Raw genomic sequence first — 24102 nt, 5'->3', positions numbered from 1 at the left:
CAAGGCAAGGCTCACGGCGAGCTCACAGCGCGATGTCGATGTCGTACCAGTCCACCGCCGCGTCGCCGAGCGCGCCGACCTGCTGGGTTTCGCCGGCCACGAAGGCATCCAGCGGCGCCGCTGCCAGCATGGTCATGCTCTCGACCCGGTAGCGCGTCGAGCGCACCTTGGCGAACGGCATGAACAGGCCCAGCGTGAACACGGTGGCGATCAGGTTGGTGAAGAAGATGAAGAACAGCCGCCCGGCCCTGACCTCGCTGCGGAACGCATGCGGCGCCAGCGTGGTGTGGTTCCACACCAGGTTCTGCAGGCGCGCCATGAAGAACGGCCCGATCGACAGCAGCGCCACGTAGAAACCCGCCACCGCCGCCAGGAAGGCCATCGCCGCGCCGCCCGCGCTGCCGCCGAGGGCATGGCCGAGCACGCCGACGACGACCGCGGCGAGCACGCCCACCGCCACCATCATGCCGAAGGCGCGCAGGTACACGCCGTAGAAGCCGCCCGCGGCGGCATCGATGGCGAACGGCGCCGTGCCGAAGCGCGTGTGGTTGTGCTGGTAGCGCTTGAAGCGCTGGTGCGCCAGCGGCGCCAGCGCATAGAGCGTGAGCACTGCGAGCGCGGGCCACAGCAGGAACACCTTGTAGGCCTCGGCGTCGCCGCCGGTGAAGGCGAAGCGCAGGCCGCGGTAGCTGGAGTTCGCCATGCGAAAGCGCAGCGAGCGCACCAGCAGCAGCGGGAACACCAGCGCCAGCGCGAGGCCCAGCGCCAGCGACAGCAGCATGGAGACGTGGCCGGCGAGCTGGAACACCGCCGCCAGCGCGAACACGATGGCCCGGCCCTTGAGGATGGCCGTGGGGCGGCCGTGATAGTCGAAGCTGGCGTTGTCGAGCCGCGTGTTGCGGTAGAAGTACTGCATGGTGCGCACCTTGGCCCAGGGCGAGTAGATGCCCAGCGTGACGATCGTCAGCAGCGCATTGACGATCCAGATGCGGAAGTACTCCGAGCCCGAGCCGACGAACTCGAACCGCAGCGGATGCGGCTGCGCGGCGGGCGCGGCCGAGGCCGGCACCGGGAAATCGTTATTGCTGTCGTGCATTGCTGGCTTCTCCCTTGAATGCCGCAAACGGTACCCGTCGAGGCCCATGCGCCGGCGGAAAATCGGGCGACGATAGCCCACCGCCATCGTGGCGGCGAGCAATGTATCAGGACTGCAACCAAAATCGCCGTCACCGGGCCGATTTGTAAGAAGTTCCTGCCTCATCCAACAGAGCGAGAAAGCGCCGCCCCGGGCGTGCGCCGGCCCACGTTGGCCTGCCGCGCGACTACAGCGCGGCTACAGCTTTTGGCGCCGGCCTCATCCGGACGCGCGTTGCCCGCACCGCCGGCGGGCATGCGCGCGGCGCAGCGTGCGTTGGCCCACGCGGCCCGCTCCGGGCCCCGCCGTATCGCGCATGAAACCATTTGCGCGACGGTGCGGCGGCGGCTCCACCACCCGGATGCGCCTGCGCGCTTACCCGACCCCGCCGGGCACGATTTTGCCTGAAAACACGACGAGCGCGCCTTGTCATGCACTTGATCGCACCGCCAGGCGCCCGCCACGCCACTGCGCGGCCGGCCCGCGCGATCCGGCCGGGCACGGCAGCACCGCGCCACAGTAACACCAGGGAAACATCCTGTTACAAGAACCGCGTCAAGTTACAAGTAGCCCAAAAACATCACCAATCAAATCAATCACTTAAGTTCACTGGCATGTTCGTCGCTCTTATGCCCGTTACAAAGACCAGAGCGACCGGGAACAAGACAACACGGTACGCCGAGGATGCCAGGGCCAAGCCGGTGCAATCCGGCAGCCCCGGCATCACGACAAAGCATTGAAAACGGGGGTGAAGCGGTTGCCGTGACAGGGCAGCCGTTTCGCGGGGAGGTTTGGCGGCGGGCCGGCGCAATCTTTGTTTCCACGGCCCACGCCGCAGCGGCGACGAGCAACGCGCCGCGGCGGCGATCACAGGCAGTCTTGCAGCACTTTCAGGCGCGGACCGGTTCCTGAGGGAGGTCAGAACCGGTTCGCGGCACCTACCAGCGCAACAAGCCGCAGCAAGCGGCGACCGCGCCGGGTGAGGACCCGCGGCTGGCACCCAGCCACACGGTTCCCTGAAGACTGGTGGAGCCGGGAGGCCCGCCTTGTCGCGTAGCGCCACGGGGAGGCGGCGATGCTTGCATCGCTGCTGCGCCACCGCGCACGCGTCATCGAGGAATCCCCCTGGCTTGGCCACGGCCGGCACCACCGGCCGAATCTTGTGCCCGACTCTCAGCGGGCGCTTTTTCCCCTTGAACCATGACGTAAAGGAGAAGGACATGAACACCATGTTCGAAGGCATCAAGCGTTTTGCGCGTGAAGAAGACGGGGCTGCCGGCGTGGAATATGCGCTGCTGCTGGCGTTCGTGGCGCTGGTCATGATCGTGTCGGGCCCGGCCCTGGCCACCGCGGTCGGCAGCATCTGGTCGAAGATCCAGGCGGCGCTGACGACGGCGGCCGCCTGAGCCTGCCGCCCGCGCGTCCCGGCCGGATCCGAATCCGACCGGGCCGCGCGCCGCCTGCCCGCGAATGCCTCGGTATCACGCCGTCACGCGCTTCATGCAACGAGGATGCCATGAGTACCTTTGACCCTCTTACCAGCGGATACCTGCTCGCCCTGACCGGACTTGCCGCCGCCAGCGACATGCGCAGCCACCGTATCCCCAACTGGCTGGTCGCGGCCGGACTCCTGCTGGCGCTGGCGCTGCAGATGACCTTGCACGGGCCAGGCCAGGGCGCCCAGGCCTGGCTGACCGGCGCGCTGGCCGGATTCGCGCCCTACCTGGCGCTGTACCTGCTCGGCGCCGTGGGCGCCGGCGATGCCAAGCTGATGGCCAGCATCGGCGCCTTCGCCGGACCGCAGGCGGCGCTGGAGATCGCCATCGCGAGCTTCGCCGTGGGAGGGCTGCTCGCGCTGGCCGTCATGCTGATGCGCAAGCGGGTGAGAAAGACATTGTCCGGGATCGGCACGCGCCTGCTGTGGCTGCCGCTCGGCCTGCGGGCCAATCTGGCCGGCAGGGACAAGCTGACCACGGCGGCCCGCCTGCCCTACGCGGTGGCGATCGCGGGCGGCGTGGTGCTGGTGATGACGGGCGTGCTCTGACGAGCCGGGCGCACGCCCCCGCCACGAAAGACAAAGACAAAACAACAACGACGACGACGATGAACGGAACTGGCGCCAGGGCCAGGGGAGGCACTCGCGCCTCGCCGGCGGCGCCGATGCCTGGATCCACACTGGGGAGGACCATCAAATGAGAAACGTACGCGCAATCGTGATGCTGCTGGTGGCGGCGCTGGCCGGGCTGGCGGCGGTGGTGCTGGCCTCGCGCTGGATGATGCAGCAGAGCTCGGGCAGCGTCACCAAGGTGGTGGTGGCCGGCACCGACATCAACCTCGGCCAGCGGCTCGCGCCCGAGTTCGTCAAGGTCGTGGACTGGCCGCGCGAGAGCCTGCCGCCCGGCGCGCTGACCGACCAGAAGCTGATCGACGGCCGCGTGACCAAGGCCAGCGTGATGCGCGGCGAGCCCATCCTCGAATCCAAGCTCACGCCCGTCGGCACGCGCGGCGGCCTCTCCGCCGTGATCGCCGAGGGCAAGCGCGCCATCACCGTGCGCGTCAACGACGTGGTGGGCGTGGCCGGCTTCGCGCTGCCGGGCAGCTTCGTCGACATCATCGTCAACACGCAGAAAGACCAGGCCAGGAGCGAGGGCGCCACGCAGAACGAGCAGTCGATCTCCAAGATCGTGCTCGAGAAGATCCTGGTGCTGGCCATCGCGCAGGAGGTCAACCGCGACGAGACCAAGCCCAAGGTGGTCAATGCCGTGACGCTGGAAGTCTCGCCGGAAGAAGCCGAGAAGCTCGACCTGGCGCGCAGCGTGGGCACGCTCTCGCTGGTGCTGCGCAATCAGGTCGACCCGCGCCCGGTCGACACCGCCGGCGCCACCAAGCGCAGCCTGCTCAACGAGCCCGTGCTCAAGGCCGCGGTGGCCCCGGCGCCGGTGGCCAAGGTGATACAGGTCGTGCAGCGGCTGACCGAGAAGAAGATCGCCAGCAACTGCGTGGGCGTGATCAGCGGCATGCAGCAAAACCAGGAATGCTTCTAAGGCACGGACGCCGACGACGCCAGATGCCGGCCCCAGCCACTGGGGTCAACAACCGGGGGGAAAATCAAATGGACCGACACCATACCCAGGAGGGCAGCCCGCGCGGCCGCGCGCCGCGCAACGGCCCCTCACGCCTGAACCTGACCGCGCTCGCCGTGCTGTCGATGACCTGCGTCTGGCTGGGCAGCGAGCAGGCCCGGGCCGCCGATGCCGCGGCCGCCGGCACCGCCGGCGCGACGGGGAATGCGGGCGCGGCGGGCGCCGCCCAGGCACAGGCCGCGCAGGCAGCACAAGCTGCGCCGCAGGCGATGAAGCTCGCCGCCAACGGTCCGATCCAGCTCACCATCGGCGCGGCCAGCGTACCGCCGCCGCCGAGCGATGCCGGCCTCAGCCGCGGGCCCAATTGCATGGGCGCGGCGCGCGAGCCGCAGCAGATCGCGGTGCCGGTGGGCAAGTCGCGCATGCTGCCGCTGCCCGAGCCGGTGCGCACGCGCACGCTGGGCAATCCCGGCGTGGTGCAGGCCATGCTGGTGTCGCCGCAGACGCTCTACCTGCTCGGCCTGGATGTCGGCACCACCAACATGATCGTGCAAGGCAAGAGCGGCAACTGCACGGTCATCGACGTGACGGTCGGCGCCGACCCCGGCGGCCTGCAGTCGACCCTGCACGACCTGCTGCCCGGCGCGCGCGGCGTGCGCGTGTCCGCCGCCGCCGACAGCCTGGTGCTGACCGGCAACGTGCCGGACTCCACCGTGGCCCAGATGGTGATCGACATCGCCAACGCCTTTGTCGTGCGCCAGACGCGCGGGCCGCTGCAGGCGCCTCCGCAAGGGTTCGGCGCGCCCGGCCAGCCCATGCTGGCCATGAACGGCATGCCGATGGGGGGCATGGGCATGGGCATGGCCGGCACCGGCAACGCCGGCGGGCAGCCGCTGCGCAGCCAGCGCATCATCAACATGATGACGGTGGATTCGCCGCAGCAGGTGATGCTCGAAGTGAAGGTGGCCGAGGTGTCCAAGACGCTGATCGACCAGCTCGGCGCCGCGTCCAACCTCAACGGCGCCTTCGGCAGCTGGAGCTTCGGCCTGCTGGCCAACTTCCTCTCGGGCGGCGCGGGCGTGATCACCGGCATCAAGCACAACAACCTGCCGTTCAACTTCCAGGTCGACGCGCAGAAGGGCGACAGCCTGGTCAAGGTGCTGGCCGAGCCCAACCTGATGGCGATCAGCGGGCAGGAGGCGAGCTTCCTGGCCGGCGGCAAGGTCTTCATCCCGGTGCCGCAGGCCTCCAGCGCGGGCGGCACCACCATCACGCTGCAGGAAGAGACCTTCGGCGTCGGCCTGCGCTTCACGCCGACGGTGCTGGCCAACGGCCGCATCAACCTGAAGGTGGCGCCCGAGGTGTCCGAGCTGTCGCCCACCGGCGTCGCGCTCTCGGCGCCCAACCTGAGCGGCAGCACCATCCTGCCGCTGATCACCACACGCCGCGCGTCCACCACGCTGCAGGTGATGGACGGACAGAGCTTCGCCATCGGCGGCCTGATCAAGAGCAACGTCACGGGCAGCCTCAAGGCCCTGCCGGGCGCCGGCGAACTGCCGATCCTCGGCAACCTGTTCCGCAGCACCAACTTCCAGCAGGACAAGAGCGAGCTGCTGTTCGTGGTCACGCCGCGCCTGGTCAAGCCGCTGCCGGCCAACTACCCGATGCCGACCGACTCCTTCGGCAGGCCCACCCCGGGCGAGGTCTTCATCAACGGCAACATGGAAGGCCATCCGGACGTGGTCATGCCGCCGAGAGCGCCCGCCGGCGCGCCGCTGCCGGCGCCGGTCAGCGCGCCGGCCGCGCCGATGGCGCCCGCCCCGGCCGCGCCCACCACCAGCAAGGACCCGATGGCGGGCCCGCGCGACAGCGCCGACGCGGCCGCGCCGGCGCCGACCATCGCCGGCACGGCAACGCCTGCCGATGCCGCGCAATGAACAGGGGAAACATCATGGACATCCGCACACTCGCCGCCCGCTGCGCGCGGCTCGCCCTGGCCGCCGCCGCCGCGGGCGCGGCCGCCGGACTGGCCGGCTGCATGACCACCACGCCGGTGTACGACGCCCACTTCGGCGAAGCCGTGCGCATCGTGCGCGCCATGCAGACGCTCAATCCCGATGCCTCGCTGAACGCGGACCCCGTCACCGGCGTCGACGCGCGCAGCGCCACCTTCGCGATGGACCGCTACAACACGTCGTTCCGCAATCCGCCCGCGGACACGAATGCGTACGCGATCGGCGTCGGCACTTCGTCCGCTTCGTCGGCGCCCTGACCCGATGGCGGCACGCGGTGACATGCGGCGGCCCGCTGCAACGCCGCCGCGGGCCGCCAGGCACAACACAATCTGGGAGAAACAGTGATGGCAAAGCTCATTCTGGTCTCGGCCGACGAGGCGCGGGCCCGGCAGATGTCTTCGATGGCCGGCCAGGCCGCCACGCAAAGGCAGTTGCAGCTGGTCTGCGCCGACCCGGAGAAGGCACTCGGCATGGCCGGGCTGATCCATCCCTCCGACTTCCTGATCCTGCAGGCCGACGACTTCAGCGCCGACGTGCTGGAACGCCTGCGCCAGCGCTTCCCGGAGCCCGGCGACGTGCCCTGCATCCTGGTCACGCCGTCGCCGTCGGCCGAGCTGCTGATGCGCGCCATGCGCATGGGCATCCGCAGCGTGCTGCGCTGGCCGCTGGACCCGCGCGAGTTCAACGGGGAACTGGAGCGGCTCGCGGTCAAGCCGCTCAACGGCAGCCACGCCGAGGCGCGCACCTTCACCTTTGCCTCCTGCAAGGGCGGCAGCGGCACCACCTTCGTCGCCGCCAACTTCGGCTACGCCATCGCCGCCCGGCGCGGCAAGCGCGTGCTGCTGGTGGACCTGGTGCAGCAGTTCGGCGACGGCGCCTTCCTGGTCACGGACAAGGCGCCGCCGGCCACGCTCGCGGACATCTGCCAGCAGGTCGAGCGCCTCGACCTGGCGCTGCTCGATGCCTGCATCACGCATGCGCACCCGAACTTCGACGTGATCGCCGGCGCGGGCGATCCGGTCAAGGCGGGCGACATCAAGTCCGCCCACCTGGAAAACATCCTCGACCTGGTGCGCCCGGCCTACGACGTGATCCTCTTCGACATCGGCCAGGACATCAACCCGTCCTCGATCATGGTGCTGGACCACAGCGACACCATCTACCCGGTGCTGCAGCTGAGCCTGCCCTACCTGCGCGCGGGCCGCGGCCTGATGGAGATCTTCCGCTCGCTGGGCTACCCCGCCGACCGCCTGCACCTGGTGATCAACGAGTTCGAGAAGCACTCGCCGGTGAGCGTGCGCACGCTGGAAGAAACGCTGGGCGGCAAGGTCGCGCACATCCTGCCGTCCGACCTCAAACCGGCCCGCGACGCCAGCAACCAGGGCGTGCCGGTGCTGCAGCTCGCCGAGCGCAGCCCGATCGCGCGCGCGCTGGCGCAGATGGTGGACACGGTGTTCCCGGACACCGCGAAGCAGGAGGACGGCCTGCTGCGGAAGCTGCTCGGCCACGGCAGGGAACGCGCCGGGCAGGCCATGCCGGTGGAGCGGCACGCCTGAACGGATCGCGGCGACGGCCGCCCCGGCAACCCAGATACCGGCGCGCGACGCGCCACGGAGAAACGAGATGTCACTGCGCGAACAACTCTACGAGAAGGCCGGCGAAACGGTGGCCGAGCGCGTCGGCCCCGCCGCCCCCACCGCGAACGCCGCCTACCAGCAGCTCAAGATGGAAATCCACGAAGCCATCATCGAGCGCGTGGAACTGGAAAAACTGCAGCGCCTCGCGCCCGACCAGGTGCGCCGCGAGCTGGCCCTGCTGGTCGAGCGCATCATCGACGAGCGCAACATCCCGATCAACGAGAGCGAGCGCAAGCGCCTGGTGTCGGACGTGCGCGACGAGATGCTCGGCTTCGGCCCGCTCGAGCCGCTGCTGACCGACCCGACCGTCTCCGACATCCTGGTCAACACCTTCAGGCAGGTCTACGTGGAGCGGCGCGGCAAGCTCGAGCTGACCGACGTGACCTTCCGCGACGACGCGCACCTGATGAAGGTCATCGACAAGATGGTGTCGCGCGTGGGCCGGCGCATCGACGAATCGAGCCCGATGGTGGACGCGCGCCTGCCCGACGGCTCGCGCGTCAACGCCATCATCCCGCCCTCGGCGGTGGACGGCCCGCTGCTCTCGATCCGGCGCTTCTCGGTCAATCCGCTGATGGTCAAGGACCTGGTGGAGCTGCAGACGCTCACGCCGCCGATGGCGCAGCTGATCGAGGCGATGGTCAAGGCCAAGCTGAACATCCTGATCTCGGGCGGCACCGGCAGCGGCAAGACCACCATGCTCAACATCCTGTCGGGCTTCATCCCGGCCAGCGAGCGCATCGTCACCATCGAGGACGCGGCCGAACTCCAGATGCGCCAGAACCACGTGCTGCGCCTGGAGACGCGCCCGCCCAACATCGAAGGCCGCGGCGAGATCACCCAGCGCGCGCTGGTGAAGAACGCGCTGCGCATGCGCCCCGACCGCATCATCCTCGGCGAAGTGCGCGGCGCCGAGGCGCTCGACATGCTGCACGCGATGAACACCGGCCACGAAGGCTCGCTCGCCACCATCCACGCCAACACCCCGCGCGACGCGCTGACCCGGCTCGAGAACATGATCAGCATGGCGGGCCTGTCGCTGCCGCCGCGCACCATGCGCCAGCAGATCACCTCGGCCATCACCGTGATGCTGCAGGTCTCGCGCCTGACCGACGGCCGCCGCAAGCTGATGAGCGTGCAGGAGATCACCGGCATGGAGAGCGACGTGGTCAACATGCAGGAGATCTTCACCTTCAAGCGCACCGGCGTGGACGCCGAGGGCCGCGTGAAGGGGCACTTCTGCGCCACCGGCGTGCGGCCGCACTTCTGCGAGCGCCTGCAGGCCTTTGGCGTGAACGTGCCGGAACGGCTGTTCGAGCCCTCGATGCGCTTCGAGGTATGAGCCGCGCGCGCACCGTCCAGGAGATCACGCCATGAACCAGACCTTCGCGGCCTTCGGCCTCTCGCTCTTCATCGCCATCGTGCTGGCGGTGGTGGCCGGCTACCAGTGGTGGCAGAGCAAGCACAGCGCCGGCGCGCGGCGCCTGGGGCGCCGCGTGCGCGCGGCGGTCCAGGCCGGCTGGCAGGAGCAGTCGTCGTCCATCATGAAGGAGCGCGCCCTGAGCAGCTCGGCGTCGTTCGCCAGCCTGCTGCGCCTGCTGCCGCGCATCCACGCGCTCGACCGGCTGCTGATGCAGTCGGGGCTCAACTGGACGGTGTCGACGTTTCTCTGCTTCAACCTGCTGCCCGCGCTGGCGATCTGCGCGTTCGGCATGCTGATGGGCCTTCCCGCCCCGGCGGTGGGCATCGCCGCCCTGTGCTCGACGGCGGCGCCGCTCTGGTTTGTGCTCCGGCGCCGCAGTCGCCGCCTCCAGCTGATCGAGACGCAGCTTCCGGAAGGCGCCGACCTGATCAGCCGCGCGCTGCGCGCCGGGCACTCTTTCTCCAGCGCGCTGGACATGGCCGGCGACGAGCTGCCCGATCCGCTGGGCGCGGAGTTCCGCCTGACCTTCGACGAGCTGAACTTCGGCGCGTCCATGCACGACGCGCTCAACAACATGGCCGCGCGCGCCCCGCTGCCGGACCTGCGCTACCTGGTGATCGCCGTGCTGATCCAGCGCGAGTCCGGCGGCAACCTGGCGGAGATTCTCGGCAACGTCGCCCGCATCATCCGCGAGCGCATGAAGCTGCTGGGGCAGGTGCGGGTGCTCTCGGCCGAAGGGCGCTTCTCCGGAATCATCCTGGCCGTGCTGCCGTTCGCGCTGGCCGGGGCCATGTACCTGCTCAACCCCACGTTCCTGGATCCGCTCGCCAACGATCCCATCGGGCCGTGGATCGTGGGATATGCCGTGCTGCTGATGCTGCTGGGCCTGCTGTGGATGCGCAAGATCGTGCGCATCCACATGTAGCCGCCGCCAGAAGAACCGGGAGAGACACATCATGCCAATCGAGCAAATCCTGATCCTGATCCTCGCCTTCGTGGTGGCGTTCGGCGTGACGCTGGCCGCCATGATGCTGTTCCAGCCCGACATCCTGCGGCGCCGCATCTCGCAGGTGAGCAAGTCGGCCGCGGGCGCGGACAGCGTGCCCTCGGTGCTCCAGGACGACTGGATGCGCAAGCTGGAACGGCTGTCCAGGCCGCTGGCCAGGCTCGCCCTGCCCAAGGAAGGCTGGGAATCCTCCACCATCCGCATCCGTTTCATGAATGCGGGCTGGCGCAGCCCGTCGGCGATCGCGGTCTACTTCGCCGCCAAGACCGTGCTGGCGGTGGCATTCCCGCTGCTGGTGCTGCTGCTCACGCGCGGCGTGGTCAGCGAGGACAACCCGCGCCTGCTGCCGGCGGCGCTGCTGGCCGCCGCCATCGCCGGCTTCTACCTGCCGGACCTGGTCCTGCGCCGGCGCATCCGCGTGCGCAAGCAGGCGATCTTCGAAGCGTTCCCCGACACGCTCGACCTGATCACGGTCTGCGTCGAGGCCGGGCTGGCGCTCGACGCCGCGCTGCTCAAGGTCGTCGAGGAATTCCGCGGCGAGAACAGCGCGCTCGGCGAAGAGCTCGAGCTGCTGGTGCTGGAACTGCGCGCCGGCCTGTCGCGCGAAAAGGCCCTGCGCAACTTCGCGCTGCGCACCGGCGTGGAGGACATCGACATGCTGGTCAGCATGCTGATCCAGGCCGACCGCTTCGGCACCAGCGTGGCCGACTCGCTGCGCGTGCATGCCGACACGCTGCGCACCAAGCGGCGCCAGCGCGCCGAGGAATGCGCGGCCAAGATTGCCGTCAAGCTGCTGTTTCCGCTGACGCTGTTCATCCTGCCGTCGCTGTTCGTGGTGCTGCTCGGCTCGCCGGCCATCCAGTTCTACCGCTCGCTGATCCCGTTCATGATGGGCAACAACCAATAGGCAACCCAGGCCGCGCGGCGACACAGCGGGCGCGCCAGGCGGGCACAACCCAGGACAGGAGGACCTACCATGCAACCTTCGGCCATCTTCGGGCGGCTGCGCCAGCGCGGCGCCAGCGCCGTCGAATTCGCGCTGGTGGCGCCCGTGTTCTTCCTGGTGTTCTTCTCCATCATCGACTTCAGCATGATGATGTTCGCCAACCTCGCCATGCAGAACGCCGTGCGCGAGGGCGCGCGCTTCGCCATCACCGGCCAGAACACCCTCGATCCGGCCAACGCCGCCCAGCAGCGCTACCAGGCCGTGCTGGCCAGGATCCACGACGCCTCGCTGGGCATCTACGACATGTCGAACGCGACCGTGACCACCTGGGTCAACGGCAGCTCGCAGGCCAGCGGCAACACGATGTTCGGCGGCGCGGGCGACCTCGTGGTGATCCAGGTCAACTGCGCCTGGCCGCTGGTCACGCCGATGGTGGCCGCGTTCTTCTCCTCCACGGGCGGCAAGTACACGTTCAGCGTGGCCGCCACCATGCGCAACGAGGCCTTCTGATGAACCGCATCCGCCCCCTTCCGCGCAGGCGCGCCGCGCGCGGCATCGCCAGCATCGAGTTCGCCATCCTGCTGCCGATCTTCATCTTCCTCACGCTGCCGGTGATCGACTTCGCGCGCGCCATCCAGGCCAACCTGATCCTCGTCAACCTGACGCGCGAGGGCGCCAGCCTCGCCTCGCGCAGCGCCTCCTATACGCCGCAGGACATCATGGTCGCGCTGGCGCAGACCACGCCGCCGCTGAAGATGAGCCAGCGCGGCATGATCTACATCACCAAGATCATGGGCGACAACGAGTGCAACAAGAGCGGCTCGAACTGCGCCGTGCGCAACATCGTGCTCGAGCAGTACCGCTGGGCCGGGGGCTGGTCGCTCGGCGGCTCGGCGCCGGACAGCAAGGTGTGGAATTGCGGCGGCGGCACCGGCCAGTGGCAGAACGACGGCAGCTGCGGCGGCATGCCCGCCGGCGGCAGCACGTCGCCCACCGCGAACGCCATGACGGGCCTTCTCACCGACGGCCAGATCGCCTACGTGGTCGAGTCCTACTACAACTTCGACATGCTGTTCAAGGGGCTGACCATCGGATTGCTCAGGATGCCGGACATCGGCCCCAACCTGTATTCGGTCACGTCATTCTGACTGCCGCCGCGAGACCACGACGCAAGGAGCCGCCATGAGAAGCCCCGCAACGACACTGCGAACCGCGCGCGCGCCGGGCACCGGCAGGCAGCGCGGCCAGATCACCCTGATCGCCGCCATGACGATGATCGGCCTGCTCGGCGCGGCCGGGCTCGCGGTCGATGCGGGCATGGCCTACGTGACCAAGGCCAAGCTCAACGCCGCGGTGGACTCCGCCGCGGTCGCGGCGGCCCGCGCCGTCACCAACGGCACCACGCAGTCCGACCAGGCGGCCGCGGCGCGGCAGGCGGCGCAGGATTTCTTCGACGCCAACTTCCCGAGCGGCTACCTGCAGGCCGTGCCGGCGATGGCGACGCCGAGCGTGCTGTTCGACACCCCGACCTCGGGCGCGGTCACCATCAATGTCTCGGCGTCGGCCACCATGCCGCTCACGCTGATGAAGGTGCTCGGCTTCAACAACGTGGCGGTCGCCGCGACGGCACAGTCGATCCGCCGGGATCTCGACCTGATCTTCGTGATCGACGCGTCGGGTTCGATGTCGCCTGTGTGGAGCACGGTCAAGTCCAACGCCAACAGCTTCCTCGACCAGTTCAGCCCGTCGTCGGACCGCGTCGGACTCGTGCATTTCGCCTCGGGCGGCCTGTCCGACATCCCGATCAGCACCACCACCCGGGGCTTCAACCGCCCCAACATGCAGAACACCATCAGCAATCTGGCCAACGGCGGCAACACCAACTACGCCGAGGCGCTCTACCAGGCGCGCGCGCAGCTCGACAGCATCACCAGCAACCGCTCCAGCCTGCGCGTGGTGGTGTTCTTCTCCGACGGCCAGCCCAACACGCTGTCGGCCAGCTACAAGATGGGCACGGTCACGACCACCGCCGTCACCACCAACTGCAACCGCAACTGCACGACCACCACCACGACCAGCGCGCCGGTGCCCACCAACACGGTATGCGCGGGCGGCATCACGGCCACCTCGCCCGGCAGCAGCCTCAGCGGGTTCTACGTCATCTCGCAGCAGAACACCAGGATGTCCGGCGCCTGCGCCAGCCTCAGCACGACCACCACCACCGGCGACACCAACAACGGCCGCCGCAACGGCACGGTGACGACGACGGTGACGCAGCCGATGGCGATGCCGCAGTGGTACAACGCGCACAACGCCGCCGACCAGCAATACGCGATCTACCCCACCAGCGTGCCGTACACCGTCACGTCGGCCTATTCGGCGCAGAACGTCTACTACGCGGCCACCAACGTGCCCATCGAAATGGCCTCCTACCTGCGCGACAACAACGTCTACATCTTCACGCTCGGGCTGGACGGCAACGGCGGCTTCGACGAGGGCCTGCTCAAGAACATGGCCAACACCACCGACGCGCCGCTCTACAACAAGAACCAGACCTCCGGCGTGTACTGCTACGCCAAGACCATCGACAACCTGAAGCCCTGCTTCTCGAAACTGGCGTCGGAGATCCTGCGGATCTCCAGATAGGCAGCACACAGCGCGCATCGACGCGCACCGAAGCACACACGACACGCCGGAGGCATCATGATCGACAGCAAGTCCATCCCACTCGCACGCGCGCTCGCGCGCGACCCGCTGCCGCCGCTGCTGCGCCTTCGCGACGCGGCGCTGGAAGCCTGCCTGCGGGGCAGCACCGCCTTCCTGCTGGGGATGTTCGCCTTCGCTGCGATCAAGCAGTGGATGGCCGACCCGACCCGCGTCACGCTGCTGCTCATGGTGGTGGCGGAGTGCCTGACGCTCGGCCTGTCGCTGGTGGTGCGCGCGCCGGCGCGGCGCGACTGGAATCCCGTTGCCGTGCTGTGCTCGCTTGCCGGCACCTATTATTTCCTCGCCTTCCAGCTCGCGCCCGGCACGCGGGTCGTGCCGGAGGCGATCGGCGCCGGCCTCCAGATCGCCGGGCTGGGGTGGCAGATCTTCGCAAAGGCGTCGCTGCGCTATTCGTTCGGCATACTGCCGGCCAACCGCGGCATCGTCTCGAGGGGAGCCTACCGGTTCGTGCGGCACCCGATCTATCTCGGCTACTTCGTGACCGACATCGGCTTCCTGCTGGCCAACTTCGGCATGCAGAACCTCCTGGTGTTTGCCGGGCAATTCCTGCTCCAGGGCATCCGGATCATCCGCGAGGAGAAGCTCCTGTCCGACGATCCCGCATACCGCAGCTACAAGCGCAACGTGCGCTCCCGCATGATCCCCCGCGTCTTCTGAGCGCGGCGCGTCAAACAGGCCGGCCCGGCATGCGGCCGCGCTTGACCGCGGCCGCCCTTTTCTGAAGAATCCATGCGGATACGCACGCCCCGCCCCGGCGCGCGCACGGCATGGAGACAGCATGAAGATCCGCATCCTCAGCGACCTGCACCTCGAGCACGACTTCCCCGCAGCCATGCCCGCCTGCCCCGCCGACCTGGTGGTGCTGGCCGGCGACATCGCCAACGGCCGCACCGGCGTGGACTGGGCCGCCGGCGCCTTTGCCCAGCCGGTGGTCTACGTGCCGGGCAACCACGAATACTACGAGAGCTCATTCGACGCGGCCGACGCCGCCATGACCGACGCCGCGCGGGCCTCGGCGAACGTGCATGTGCTCAACGGCGCGGTGGTGTACTTCGACGGCGCCGGCGGCGAGCGGGTGCGCGTGATCGGCACGACCTGGTGGAGCGACTACGCGCTGTTCGGCACCGGCCGGCGCGAGGAGGCGATGCTGGCCTGCGCGGCCCGCATGGTGGACCACCGCCTGATCGAGACCGACGGGGACGACGGCCAGCGGCGGCGCTTCACCACGGCCGACGCGCTGGCGCTGCACGAGTCGGCCAGCGCCTGGCTGGCGGCGCAGCTCGCCGCGCCGTTCGGCGGCAAGACCGTGGTGGTGACGCACCACGCGCCCGACCTCGGCAGCCTGGACCCGCGCTATTCGCACGACGTGGTGTCGGCCGGCTTCATCTCGCGCCGCCCGGACCTGGTCGCGCAGGCCGACCTGTGGGTCCACGGCCATACGCACACGGGCTTCGACTACCGGCTCGACGGCGCGCGCGTGGTGTGCAACCCGCGCGGCTACGTGCGCCGCCAGACCGGCGAGCCGGAGAACCCGGCCTTCGACTGGTGCTTCACGGTGGAGATCTGAGCGTCCGCGCGAGTCCGGGCCAATCCACGTAAGACGCCGCCGCCAAAGACAAAAACCCCCGCCGGCTCGCGCCAGCGGGGGTTTTTGCTACTGCGGGTAATGCGGGTAAAGCAGGCTGCCTGTGCGGCGGGCCGGCAGATTTACATCATGCCGTCCATGCCGCCCATGCCACCCATGCCGCCCGGCATTGCCGGAGCCGACTCGTCCTTCGGCAGTTCTGCCACGGCGCAGTCGGTGGTCAGCATCAGCGAAGCGACCGAAGCGGCGTTCTGCAGCGCGGTGCGCGTCACCTTGGTCGGGTCCAGCACGCCCATTTCCACCAGGTCACCGTACTCGCCGGTGGCGGCGTTGTAGCCGTAGTTGCCCTTGCCTTCGATGACCTTGGCCACCACGACCGAGGCTTCTTCGCCGGCGTTCAGGACGATCTGGCGCAGCGGCTCTTCCATCGCGCGCAGCACGATCTTGATGCCGGCGTTCTGGTCGGCGTTGTCGCCGGTCAGGTTGGCGATGGCAGCGCGGGCGCGCAGCAGGGCCACGCCGCCGCCGGGGACAATGCCTTCTTCCACGGCTGCGCGGGTCGCGTGCAGTGCATCTTCCACGCGGGCCTTCTTTTCCTTCATTTCGACTTCGGTGGCTGCGCCGACCTTGATCACGGCAACACCGCCGGCCAGCTTGGCCACGCGTTCTTGCAGCTTTTCGCGGTCGTAGTCCGAGGTCGCTTCTTCGATCTGGGCGCGGATCTGCTTGACGCGCGCTTCGATCGAGGCTGCGTCGCCGGCGCCGTCGATGATGATGGTGTTTTCCTTGCCGATCTCGATGCGCTTGGCTTGACCCAGTTCCTGCAGGGTCGCCTTTTCCAGCGTCAGGCCGATTTCCTCGGCGATCACGGCGCCGCCGGTCAGGATGGCGATGTCTTCCAGCATGGCCTTGCGGCGGTCGCCGAAGCCCGGAGCCTTGACGGCGGCGGTCTTCAGGATGCCACGGATGTTGTTCACCACCAGGGTCGCCAGGGCTTCGCCTTCGACGTCTTCAGCGATGATCAGCAGCGGGCGGCCCGACTTGGCCACTTGTTCCAGCACCGGCAGCAGGTCGCGGATGTTCGAGATCTTCTTGTCGAACAGCAGGACGAACGGGTTGTCGAGGGCGACAACCTGCTTTTCCGGGTTGTTGATGAAGTACGGCGACAGGTAGCCGCGGTCGAACTGCATGCCTTCCACGACTTCCAGCTCGTCGGCCAGCGACTTGCCGTCTTCGACGGTGATCACGCCTTCCTTGCCGACCTTGTCCATCGCTTCCGCGATCAGCTTGCCGATCACTTCGTCGCTGTTGGCGGAGATCGAGCCGACTTGCGCGATTTCCTTGCTGGTGGTGGTGTTCTTGGTCAGCTTCTTCAGCTCTTCGACCGCGTTCAGCACGGCCTTGTCGATGCCGCGCTTCAGGTCCATCGGGTTCATGCCGGCGGCAACGTACTTCATGCCTTCGCGCACGATCGACTGGGCCAGCACGGTCGCGGTGGTGGTGCCGTCACCGGCGTTGTCGCTGGTCTTGGAAGCCACTTCCTTGACCATCTGCGCGCCCATGTTCTGCAGCTTGTCCTTCAGCTCGATTTCCTTGGCCACGGACACGCCGTCCTTGGTCACGGTCGGGCCGCCGAAGCTGCGCTCCAGCACGACGTTGCGGCCCTTCGGGCCCAGCGTCACCTTCACTGCGTTGGCGAGAATGTTCACGCCTTCGACCATCTTGGCGCGGGCGGCGTCGCCGAACACTACGTCTTTAGCTGCCATGTTCTGAATCTCCTAAATCTGTACGGATGGGGGCGTGATTACTTGTTCACCACGGCCATGATGTCTTCTTCGCGCATGACCAGCAGTTCCTGGCCATCCACCTTCACGGCCTGGCCGGCATACTTGCCGAACAGCACGCGGTCACCCACCTTGACGTCGAGCGCGATCGAAGCACCCTTGTCATCCTTCTTGCCGGGGCCCACGGCCAGCACTTCACCTTGATCAGGCTTTTCGGCAGCATTGTCGGGAATCACGATGCCGGAAGCGGTCTTGGTTTCATTGTCCAGACGCTTGACGATCACGCGGTCGTGCAAAGGACGCAGATTCATACGGACTCCTTGGTACAAAAAGTGATTTTACGTTCACAAAACTGGCCGCTTTGGCTAGCTGCCAGCAGAATCGGAAGGCTGAGAGAGCGCTGTTAGCACTCTAACCCAACGAGTGCTAATTATAGGGACGGGGGTTTACGTTTTCAAGTCAGCGACTTGATACGTGTTTACCCTTGGATCGCGCGAATTTGTTGGCCGGCCACGCCGGCGCCGCCACAGAGGGCGCTTCCGCACGCATGCAGATCTGCATGGACGGGATGCCGATAAGTTGATTTATCTTCATCCGGGCATGCACAAGAATGGGACATCCACCACGACATTGCCAACGGAGTCCCCCATGTCCCAAGCCACCATGCAGGCTCTGATCGCGGAGCGCGCCAACGCGCCGTTCCGGGTTGCCAGCCTGCCCAGGCCGCAGGCCGGCCCCGGCGAGGTGCTGGTCCGCATCCTCGCCAGCGGCGTCAACCCGCTCGACACCAAGATCCGCGCCGGCAACGCCGCGCATGCGCGCCAGCCGCTGCCGGCCGTGCTCGGCCTCGACCTGGCCGGCGTGGTGGAGGCGGTCGGGCCGGGCGTGACCCGCTTCGCGCCCGGCGACGAGGTCTACGGCATGACCGGCGGCGTGGGCGGCGTGCAGGGCTCGCTGGCGGAGTATGCCGCGGTCGACGCCGACCTGCTCGCGCGCAAGCCGGCCCGGCTCTCCATGCGCGAGGCGGCCGCGCTGCCGCTGGTGTTCATCACCGCGTGGGAGGGGCTGGTGGACCGGGCCGGCGTCCAGCCCGGGCAGACGGTGCTGGTGCACGGCGGCGCCGGCGGCGTGGGGCATGTCGCGGTGCAGATCGCCCGAGCCGCCGGCGCGCGGGTCCATGCCACCGGCTCGGCCGCCAGCCGGGACATCATCGAAGGTTATGGCGCGACCGCGATCGACTTCGCCGCCGTCACGGTCGAGCAGTATGTCGGCCAGTACACCGGCGGAGAGGGCTTCGACGTGGTCTACGACACGGTCGGCGGCAAGGTGCTGGACGACGCCTTCCTCGCCGCGCGCACCTGCGGCGGCCACGTGGTGAGCTGCCTGGGCTGGGGCACGCACAGCCTGGCGCCGCTGTCGCTGCGCGCCGCGACATACTCGGGCGTCTTCACGCTGCTCCCGCTGCTGACCGGCCGCGGCCGCGCGCGCCACGGCGCGATCCTGCGCGAGGCGGCGCGCCTGGCCGACGCCGGCAAGCTCGCCGTGCGCGTCGACCCGCGGCGCTTCGGCCTGGACGACGCCATCGAGGCGCACCGCGCCATCGAGACCGGCACGGCGCGGGGCAAGCTCGTGGTGGAAATCGCGCGGCGCCAGCGCGCGCCGGCCGCCGCGGAGGTGGCGCGCGGCGCGCGAGTCAAAACGGGGAACAAAGGCGGATAACCGGCCCATTTCCCGTGAATCGGAATCGGATCATGGAAATTCCCTGTTTTTGGTTCGTCATTTTCATGGAAAACCCTTTAAGAAAAATTAAGACAAATCTCATCAAATAAACAGGGATCGGACGATGCCGCACCGGCCCCCTGTCAACCGCCTTCGACGCCTTCGCCATCCGGACGCGGACATTCCCCCGCGCTTTCGCCGTATTGCCGCCGCATCGCCGCCGCATCGCCGCCTCCGCCCGACGACTGCCGCGCAGGCAACGGCCGTCTTCCGGCATCGTCATCGTTTAAGAACAATCCCAATTTCGCGCGCCGTATTTCTCGCGCCGGTCGCCGCCGCGCCACCGATGCCGCATAAAAACAAATCGCTTTACTCTTCGCCGCCATCCCCATCTAATTGAGAGCGGCGCGCGGATATTCCGGCGCCGTCACTGTTTACCGGCCTGGATTGCCGGTTCAGCCGCGAATGCCGCCGGCAAATCCCATGCGGAGCCCCACCGCGTGCCGCCCAGTCAAGATCGGAGGAGATTCATGGCACGCCCAGTCCCACCCCCAATGCTTGTCCGCGATGCCAGTGCCGCGCAAGCTGCCGCCAGCCGGCGCGCATGGCCGCGGCCATGACCGAACGCGGCCACGGCGCCCGCGACCGGCGCAGTTCGCGCCGCGCGCCGGCCGTGCTCGGCGCGGCGCGGCACGATGCGCTGCAGGCGCTGGCGAACGCCGGCATCGGCGTGGCCGGCGCCAGGCTCGCCTGCCTGCTGGGCCGCCACGTCACGCTGTCGATCCCGCGCATCGGCGTGGCCGACCCGGAGCGGCTCAAGGAGGAAATCGAGCGGCGGCTCGGCGCCATGCGCGGCATGGTGGCCTTCCGCCAGAGCTTCCGCGCTGACATCGCCGGCGAGAGCCTGGTGTTCTTCGCGCGCGACGGCGCGCGCGAACTCTGCGAGGCGCTCTACGGGCGCCAGGACCTGGCCGGCGAGTGCGGCGAGTGCGGCGAGAGCGGCCAAGGCGGCGGGACCGCGCTGCGCGGCCTGCTGCCCGAAGTGGCGAACGTGCTCGCGGGCGCGTGCGTCTGCGGCCTGCTCGGGCAGCTCGGCCGCGTGCCGGCCTTCTCCGTGCCGCGCGAGACCGACGCGGCGCAGATCGTCGGCGCCATCGCCAGGTCGGGCAATCCGGCCGCGGGCAGCGCGCTGCTGCTCGACCTGCACGTCCGCATCGAGGACCGCCGCTTCCGGGCCTGCCTGGCCGCGCTGCTGGCGCGCAGCGCGTTCGGGCGGCTGTGCGCGGCGCTCGACGCGACCCTCGACAGCCTGTAGCACGGCGGCATCCGCCCGCAGCATCGGCAACGCCCGGAGCCCCCGACATGCCTCTCGAACCGTCCCAGCAGGCGCGCCTGCACGAACTGGCGCTGGCGCGCATGGGCTGCGGCGTGTTCGTGGTGGACCGCGAGCACCGCATCGCGCTGTGGAACCACTTCATGGCGGACCGCAGCGGCGTGAGCGCGGAGGCCGCGCTGGGCCAGCGGCTGCTCGGCCTGTTTCCCGAGCTGCCCGCGGCGTGGCTGCGGCGCACGCTCGAATCGGTGTTCCTGCTGAAGATCAGCGCGTTCACCTCGTGGGAGCACCGGCCCTACCTGTTCCGCTTCCCGCACGACCTGCCGGTCACGTGCGACTTCGAATGGATGCGGCAGGACTGCGAGTTCCTGCCGCTCATGGAAGGCGACGAGGTCATCGCCGTGTGCGTGACCATCCTCGACGCGACCGAGCTCGCCATCGCGCAGCGCGCGCGCGACGAGGCCGTCGACGCGCTGCGCGAGGCATCGATCCGCGACGCGCTGACCGGGCTCTACAACCGCCGCTATATCGAGGACCGCCTGCAGGAGGAATTCCACCGCTGGCGCAAGTCCGGCCGCGCGCTCTCCGTGCTGATCTTCGACCTGGACCACTTCAAGCGCATCAACGACGACCACGGCCACCCGGGCGGCGACGCGGTGCTCAAGGCGGTGGCGCAGCGGGTCGCCGCCTGCCTGCGCGACCGCGACGTGGTGGCCCGCTACGGCGGCGAGGAATTCGCCGTGCTATTGCCGAACACGGCGTTTGCCGACGCCATCGCGGTGGCGGAGCGGATCCGCGGCGCCATCCGCGCCGAGACGGTGCGCTACGCCGGCCACGCCATCGCCGTCAGCGCGAGCGTGGGCGTGGCGCAGGCCTGCCACGCGACCGCCAGCGCGGACCAGCTCGTGCACCAGGCCGACGAGGCGCTCTACCGCGCCAAGGCGGCCGGCCGCAACCGGGTGGCCTTCTAGCCGGCGGGAGGGGTGGAAGGAGGGGCGGAAGGATGAGCGGAGGAATCGGCGGCAGGAGCGGCACCGGGCGGCGCGCCGCCATCGCCAAGCTGCTCGAACGCGGCGTCGAGGAACGCGCGCAGCCGGCCTTGCCGGCGCAGGTCGCGGTGGTAGCCCACCCACACGTCGCGGCCCGGCGGCGGCTCGCCCAGGTCGACCGCCCGCAGGCCGCCGACGCGCTCGGCCAGCAGGCACGGCAGCACCGCCAGCCCGGCGCCGGCCGCGCACAGCCGGGCCTGCGCCTCGCGGCTGTTGCTGCCGAACGCCACCCTGGCCGCGGGCAGCAGCCGGCGCATCCAGGCCACGTCCGGCAGGTCGGCGAAGCCGGTGTCGAGCGTCAGCAGCGCGTGGCCCTCGCCGCCGCCCGCGCGCGGCGGCGCCACGCCGGGCGCCGCGTAGAGCGCGTACTCCATGCGCATGAGCTTGCGCTGCACCACGTCGGCCTCGTCGAAGGCGCGGATGCGGAACACCAGGTCGGCCTCGCGCCGCGCTAGGCTGAACAGGCGCGCGTCCGTCACCAGTTCCACCGCCACGCGCGGATGCGCGCGGATGAAGCCGGCGATCACCGGCGTGAGCATGTGCACGCCGAACCAGTCCGACGACGAGACGCGCAGCATGCCGTCGAGCTCCCGCCCGCGCCCGGACAGCTGGCGCGCGAAGGCCAGCGCCTCTTCCTCCATGCGCTCCGCGTGCGCGAACACGGCGGCGCCCTCGGCGGTCAGCACGAAACCGTCGCTGGTGCGCTGGAACAGCGTCTGCCCGAGCGCCTGCTCCAGCGCCCTGAGCCGGCGCCCCATCGTCGGCTGGGTCTGCCCGATCGCGCGCGCCGCGCCGCCCAGACTGCCGGCCCGCGCGATCGCGAGGAAGATCCTGATGTCGCTCCACTCCATCCGCCTGCACTCCCCGGTCGAATCGAAAAGCCGGACGCCGCGCAACGACGGCGGCGGCAACGGGCGCCTCACGCCCGGCGGGCTAGGCCGCGTCGGTGCGGAACCAGCCGGTGAGCGCCCAGCGCGTGCGCCGGCACGGCAGCACCTCGTGCGGGATCAGGTCGCTGCGGAACACCGCCAGCCGCGCCAGGCGCGGCAGCACGCGGTGCGGTGCGGCGCCGGGGGCGCCGGGGGCGCTATCGGGCGCGCTGTCGGACGCGCTGTCGGACGCGTTCTTGGCCACGTCGCCGCACGCATCGTCGGGCGGATAGATCGCCAGCTCGCCGCCGTCGTGCTCGCCCCACTCCGCATTCAGATAGAGCACCAGCGAGATCTGGCGGTCGCGCATGGCGCGGTGCTGGTCGAGGTGCTTCTTGTATGCGGTGCCGGCCGGATAGTGCGAGAAGTGGAATTCCTCGCGCCGCAGGCCGAGGAAGTAGCGGGCGTTGAGCGCCCGGCGGAATCCCTCGGCCCAGGCCTGGAACTCGCGCACGGCCGGGCCGGCCGGGGCGTCGTCGAGCCACAGGATCACGTCGCCGCGGATGCCCGGCTCGCGCGTCGTGCCCTCGCCCCGGCCCACCCGCGCCAGATGGAACAGCCCGGCCTCCCAGGCCGCGCGGCTCTCGCCGTGCAGGCGGGTCGCCAGCGCGCGGCCGATCAGGTCGTCGGAGACCGCCCAGCCTTGCGCTTCAAGGTCGGCAAACAGGTTTTCCAGCTCGGACATGGACAAGGAGATGCAGGAATGGATGGGATGAGGCGGGCGGCGCAAGGCGGGGCGGCACCGCCGGGGCGAAGCCGGCCGGAGCGGCGCGACCGCGCAGGCGCCACCGCCGGCGGCGATTATACGGCGCGCCGCCGCGCCGGCCTACATGCCGCCGCTGTCGAGATATTCCAGCGCCATGCGCACCGCGCGGCGCGCCTTGAGCGCGTAGACGACCTGGCGGTCGCGGATGATCAGGGCCAGCACGTCGGCCTGCGTCATCTCGCGGAAGTGGTGGCTGGCGCGCGCCAGGTTCAGCCCGGCCACGCTGGCCAGGTCGCTGGCGGGCATGCCCGCGTCGCCCGCCTCCAGCAGCGCGCGGCAGATGGCGGCGCGCGCCGGCACGGTCAGCAGCGCATAGGTGAGTGTGCTTTCTTGATCGGTCTCCATAACCCCGCCTTCCCGCTGGTCGTCCGGATCGTCGCTGCGCGCCGGCCGGCGGCCCGCCCGACACCTACTTTCTACGCGGCGGCCCAGGCAAAAGCAACCTGCCGGCGCGCGCCGCCGCACAATTACACAAGATTACAACAGCCCGGCGCGCGCGCCCGGACGGGCCGCGTCAGGCCGCGCGGCAAGACAATGCGCGTGGCGAATGGTTCCTGCCAGCCGCGCGCAGCGCGGCGCTGCCGCACCGCACAAGCCCTCGCCCGCTGCAAGATGCCGTAACAGGGCCGCGAACCGGCGTCGCGGCCCCGGCGCCCGGTGTCGTGCACGCGGCACATCGCGGCGGCGGCATGCCGCGTGCGGCGCGCAACGCCGTAAACCAATGAAATATTCGGTAATGCGCGGCGCGTTTCACCGCGCCGCGCGCGGCACTATCCTTGCGATAAGCAACTTCGCGGCGCCCCGCGGGCGGCGCGCATCCGTCCATGCCCGACGGCATCCCGGTCCCCCGCCACCCTGCCGCCCTGCCACCGTGTCCCCGGGCGAGACACACCGCGAAGCGTTGCAGGACAGTGCAAAAAACCGGCATCACCCATGAAGGCTCGTCCATGACGCCCGACCGTCTA

23 protein-coding genes are annotated in these 24102 nt (G+C 69.3%); 17 read left to right on the top strand and 6 right to left on the bottom strand.

Annotated elements, in window-relative coordinates; translation table 11 throughout:
• Window positions 1-22: 22 nt before the first annotated feature.
• Window positions 23-1096 carry a YjgN family protein gene (locus ACWTPI_RS04880; protein WP_020204531.1) on the bottom strand — a complete coding sequence of 358 codons (1074 nt, stop codon included), beginning with the start codon at window positions 1094-1096 and terminating at the stop codon, window positions 23-25.
• A gap of 1259 nt (window positions 1097-2355) precedes the next feature.
• Here ACWTPI_RS04880 and ACWTPI_RS04875 point away from each other — a divergent pair.
• The 14 genes from ACWTPI_RS04875 to ACWTPI_RS04810 all read left to right on the top strand — a co-directional run bounded on the left by ACWTPI_RS04875 (window position 2356) and on the right by ACWTPI_RS04810 (window position 15539).
• Window positions 2356-2541 carry a Flp family type IVb pilin gene (locus ACWTPI_RS04875; protein ID WP_020204530.1) on the top strand — a complete coding sequence of 62 codons (186 nt, stop codon included), beginning with the start codon at window positions 2356-2358 and terminating at the stop codon, window positions 2539-2541.
• Between the two features lie 110 nt (window positions 2542-2651).
• Window positions 2652-3179 (top strand): A24 family peptidase, encoded by a 528-nt coding sequence (locus tag ACWTPI_RS04870; RefSeq protein WP_454731070.1) that lies wholly within the window; start codon window positions 2652-2654, stop codon window positions 3177-3179.
• Window positions 3180-3327: 148 nt separating this feature from the next.
• Entirely contained in the window at window positions 3328-4179 is an 852-nt protein-coding gene (cpaB, locus tag ACWTPI_RS04865) for a Flp pilus assembly protein CpaB (protein ID WP_059410725.1), read from the top strand.
• Window positions 4180-4247: 68 nt separating this feature from the next.
• Window positions 4248-6155 carry a type II and III secretion system protein family protein gene (locus ACWTPI_RS04860; protein WP_454731069.1) on the top strand — a complete coding sequence of 636 codons (1908 nt, stop codon included), beginning with the start codon at window positions 4248-4250 and terminating at the stop codon, window positions 6153-6155.
• 14 nt (window positions 6156-6169) lie between these two features.
• Window positions 6170-6490, top strand: coding sequence for a hypothetical protein (locus ACWTPI_RS04855; protein WP_020204526.1), 321 nt, complete (start codon window positions 6170-6172; stop codon window positions 6488-6490).
• An 87-nt stretch (window positions 6491-6577) separates the two neighbouring features.
• A complete protein-coding gene (locus tag ACWTPI_RS04850; RefSeq protein ID WP_059410723.1) occupies window positions 6578-7789 on the top strand; it encodes an AAA family ATPase in 1212 nt (403 codons plus the stop codon).
• 67 nt (window positions 7790-7856) lie between these two features.
• Window positions 7857-9212 (top strand): CpaF family protein, encoded by a 1356-nt coding sequence (locus tag ACWTPI_RS04845; protein WP_020204524.1) that lies wholly within the window; start codon window positions 7857-7859, stop codon window positions 9210-9212.
• Between the two features lie 31 nt (window positions 9213-9243).
• Complete coding sequence (locus tag ACWTPI_RS04840; RefSeq protein WP_020204523.1) at window positions 9244-10218, top strand: type II secretion system F family protein; 975 nt, start codon at window positions 9244-9246, stop codon at window positions 10216-10218.
• 31 nt (window positions 10219-10249) lie between these two features.
• Window positions 10250-11206, top strand: coding sequence for a type II secretion system F family protein (locus tag ACWTPI_RS04835; RefSeq protein ID WP_020204522.1), 957 nt, complete (start codon window positions 10250-10252; stop codon window positions 11204-11206).
• Window positions 11207-11275: 69 nt separating this feature from the next.
• The gene (locus tag ACWTPI_RS04830; protein ID WP_020204521.1) at window positions 11276-11755 is read left to right on the top strand and encodes a TadE/TadG family type IV pilus assembly protein; all 480 of its coding nucleotides are present in this window, start codon (window positions 11276-11278) and stop codon (window positions 11753-11755) included.
• Complete coding sequence (locus ACWTPI_RS04825) at window positions 11755-12393, top strand: TadE family protein (RefSeq protein ID WP_020204520.1); 639 nt, start codon at window positions 11755-11757, stop codon at window positions 12391-12393. Before ACWTPI_RS04830 ends, ACWTPI_RS04825 begins: the two co-directional genes overlap by 1 nt.
• A 34-nt stretch (window positions 12394-12427) precedes the next feature.
• Complete coding sequence (locus tag ACWTPI_RS04820; protein WP_020204519.1) at window positions 12428-13891, top strand: vWA domain-containing protein; 1464 nt, start codon at window positions 12428-12430, stop codon at window positions 13889-13891.
• 57 nt (window positions 13892-13948) lie between these two features.
• Window positions 13949-14629, top strand: a complete 681-nt coding sequence (locus ACWTPI_RS04815; protein ID WP_059410722.1) for a methyltransferase family protein — start codon at window positions 13949-13951, stop codon at window positions 14627-14629.
• A 121-nt stretch (window positions 14630-14750) separates the two neighbouring features.
• Window positions 14751-15539 carry a metallophosphoesterase gene (locus tag ACWTPI_RS04810; protein WP_454731068.1) on the top strand — a complete coding sequence of 263 codons (789 nt, stop codon included), beginning with the start codon at window positions 14751-14753 and terminating at the stop codon, window positions 15537-15539.
• A gap of 140 nt (window positions 15540-15679) precedes the next feature.
• On the opposite strand, the gene groL is transcribed toward ACWTPI_RS04810, so the two are convergent.
• Complete coding sequence (groL, locus tag ACWTPI_RS04805) at window positions 15680-17323, bottom strand: chaperonin GroEL (RefSeq protein ID WP_059410720.1); 1644 nt, start codon at window positions 17321-17323, stop codon at window positions 15680-15682.
• A 38-nt stretch (window positions 17324-17361) separates the two neighbouring features.
• Complete coding sequence (groES, locus tag ACWTPI_RS04800; RefSeq protein WP_017225479.1) at window positions 17362-17652, bottom strand: co-chaperone GroES; 291 nt, start codon at window positions 17650-17652, stop codon at window positions 17362-17364.
• Between the two features lie 337 nt (window positions 17653-17989).
• On the opposite strand from groES, the gene ACWTPI_RS04795 reads away from it, so the two are divergent.
• The 3 genes from ACWTPI_RS04795 (at window position 17990) to ACWTPI_RS04785 (ending at window position 21364) form a co-directional block, all read left to right on the top strand.
• A complete protein-coding gene (locus ACWTPI_RS04795; RefSeq protein WP_454731067.1) occupies window positions 17990-19060 on the top strand; it encodes a zinc-dependent alcohol dehydrogenase family protein in 1071 nt (356 codons plus the stop codon).
• Window positions 19061-19676: 616 nt separating this feature from the next.
• Entirely contained in the window at window positions 19677-20375 is a 699-nt protein-coding gene (locus ACWTPI_RS04790) for a hypothetical protein (protein ID WP_454731066.1), read from the top strand.
• 47 nt (window positions 20376-20422) lie between these two features.
• Window positions 20423-21364 (top strand): GGDEF domain-containing protein, encoded by a 942-nt coding sequence (locus ACWTPI_RS04785; RefSeq protein ID WP_020206764.1) that lies wholly within the window; start codon window positions 20423-20425, stop codon window positions 21362-21364.
• Here ACWTPI_RS04785 and ACWTPI_RS04780 read toward each other — a convergent pair.
• The 3 genes from ACWTPI_RS04780 to ACWTPI_RS04770 all read right to left on the bottom strand — a co-directional run bounded on the left by ACWTPI_RS04780 (window position 21361) and on the right by ACWTPI_RS04770 (window position 23482).
• The gene (locus ACWTPI_RS04780) at window positions 21361-22293 is read right to left on the bottom strand and encodes a LysR family transcriptional regulator (RefSeq protein ID WP_454731065.1); all 933 of its coding nucleotides are present in this window, start codon (window positions 22291-22293) and stop codon (window positions 21361-21363) included. The genes ACWTPI_RS04785 and ACWTPI_RS04780 overlap by 4 nt on opposite strands.
• Before the next feature lie 82 nt (window positions 22294-22375).
• Window positions 22376-23056: a 2OG-Fe(II) oxygenase gene (locus tag ACWTPI_RS04775; RefSeq protein ID WP_454731064.1), complete on the bottom strand. Its 681-nt coding sequence runs from the start codon at window positions 23054-23056 to the stop codon at window positions 22376-22378.
• A gap of 141 nt (window positions 23057-23197) precedes the next feature.
• On the bottom strand, window positions 23198-23482 hold the full coding sequence (locus tag ACWTPI_RS04770) for a winged helix-turn-helix domain-containing protein (protein ID WP_020206761.1): 285 nt from the start codon (window positions 23480-23482) through the stop codon (window positions 23198-23200).
• Window positions 23483-24102: the final 620 nt, after the last annotated feature.

This window comes from Cupriavidus ulmosensis, from assembly GCF_977008105.1.
The sequence above is the reverse complement of the archived record's forward strand: the minus strand, read 5'-3'. Positions and strand labels throughout refer to the sequence as shown.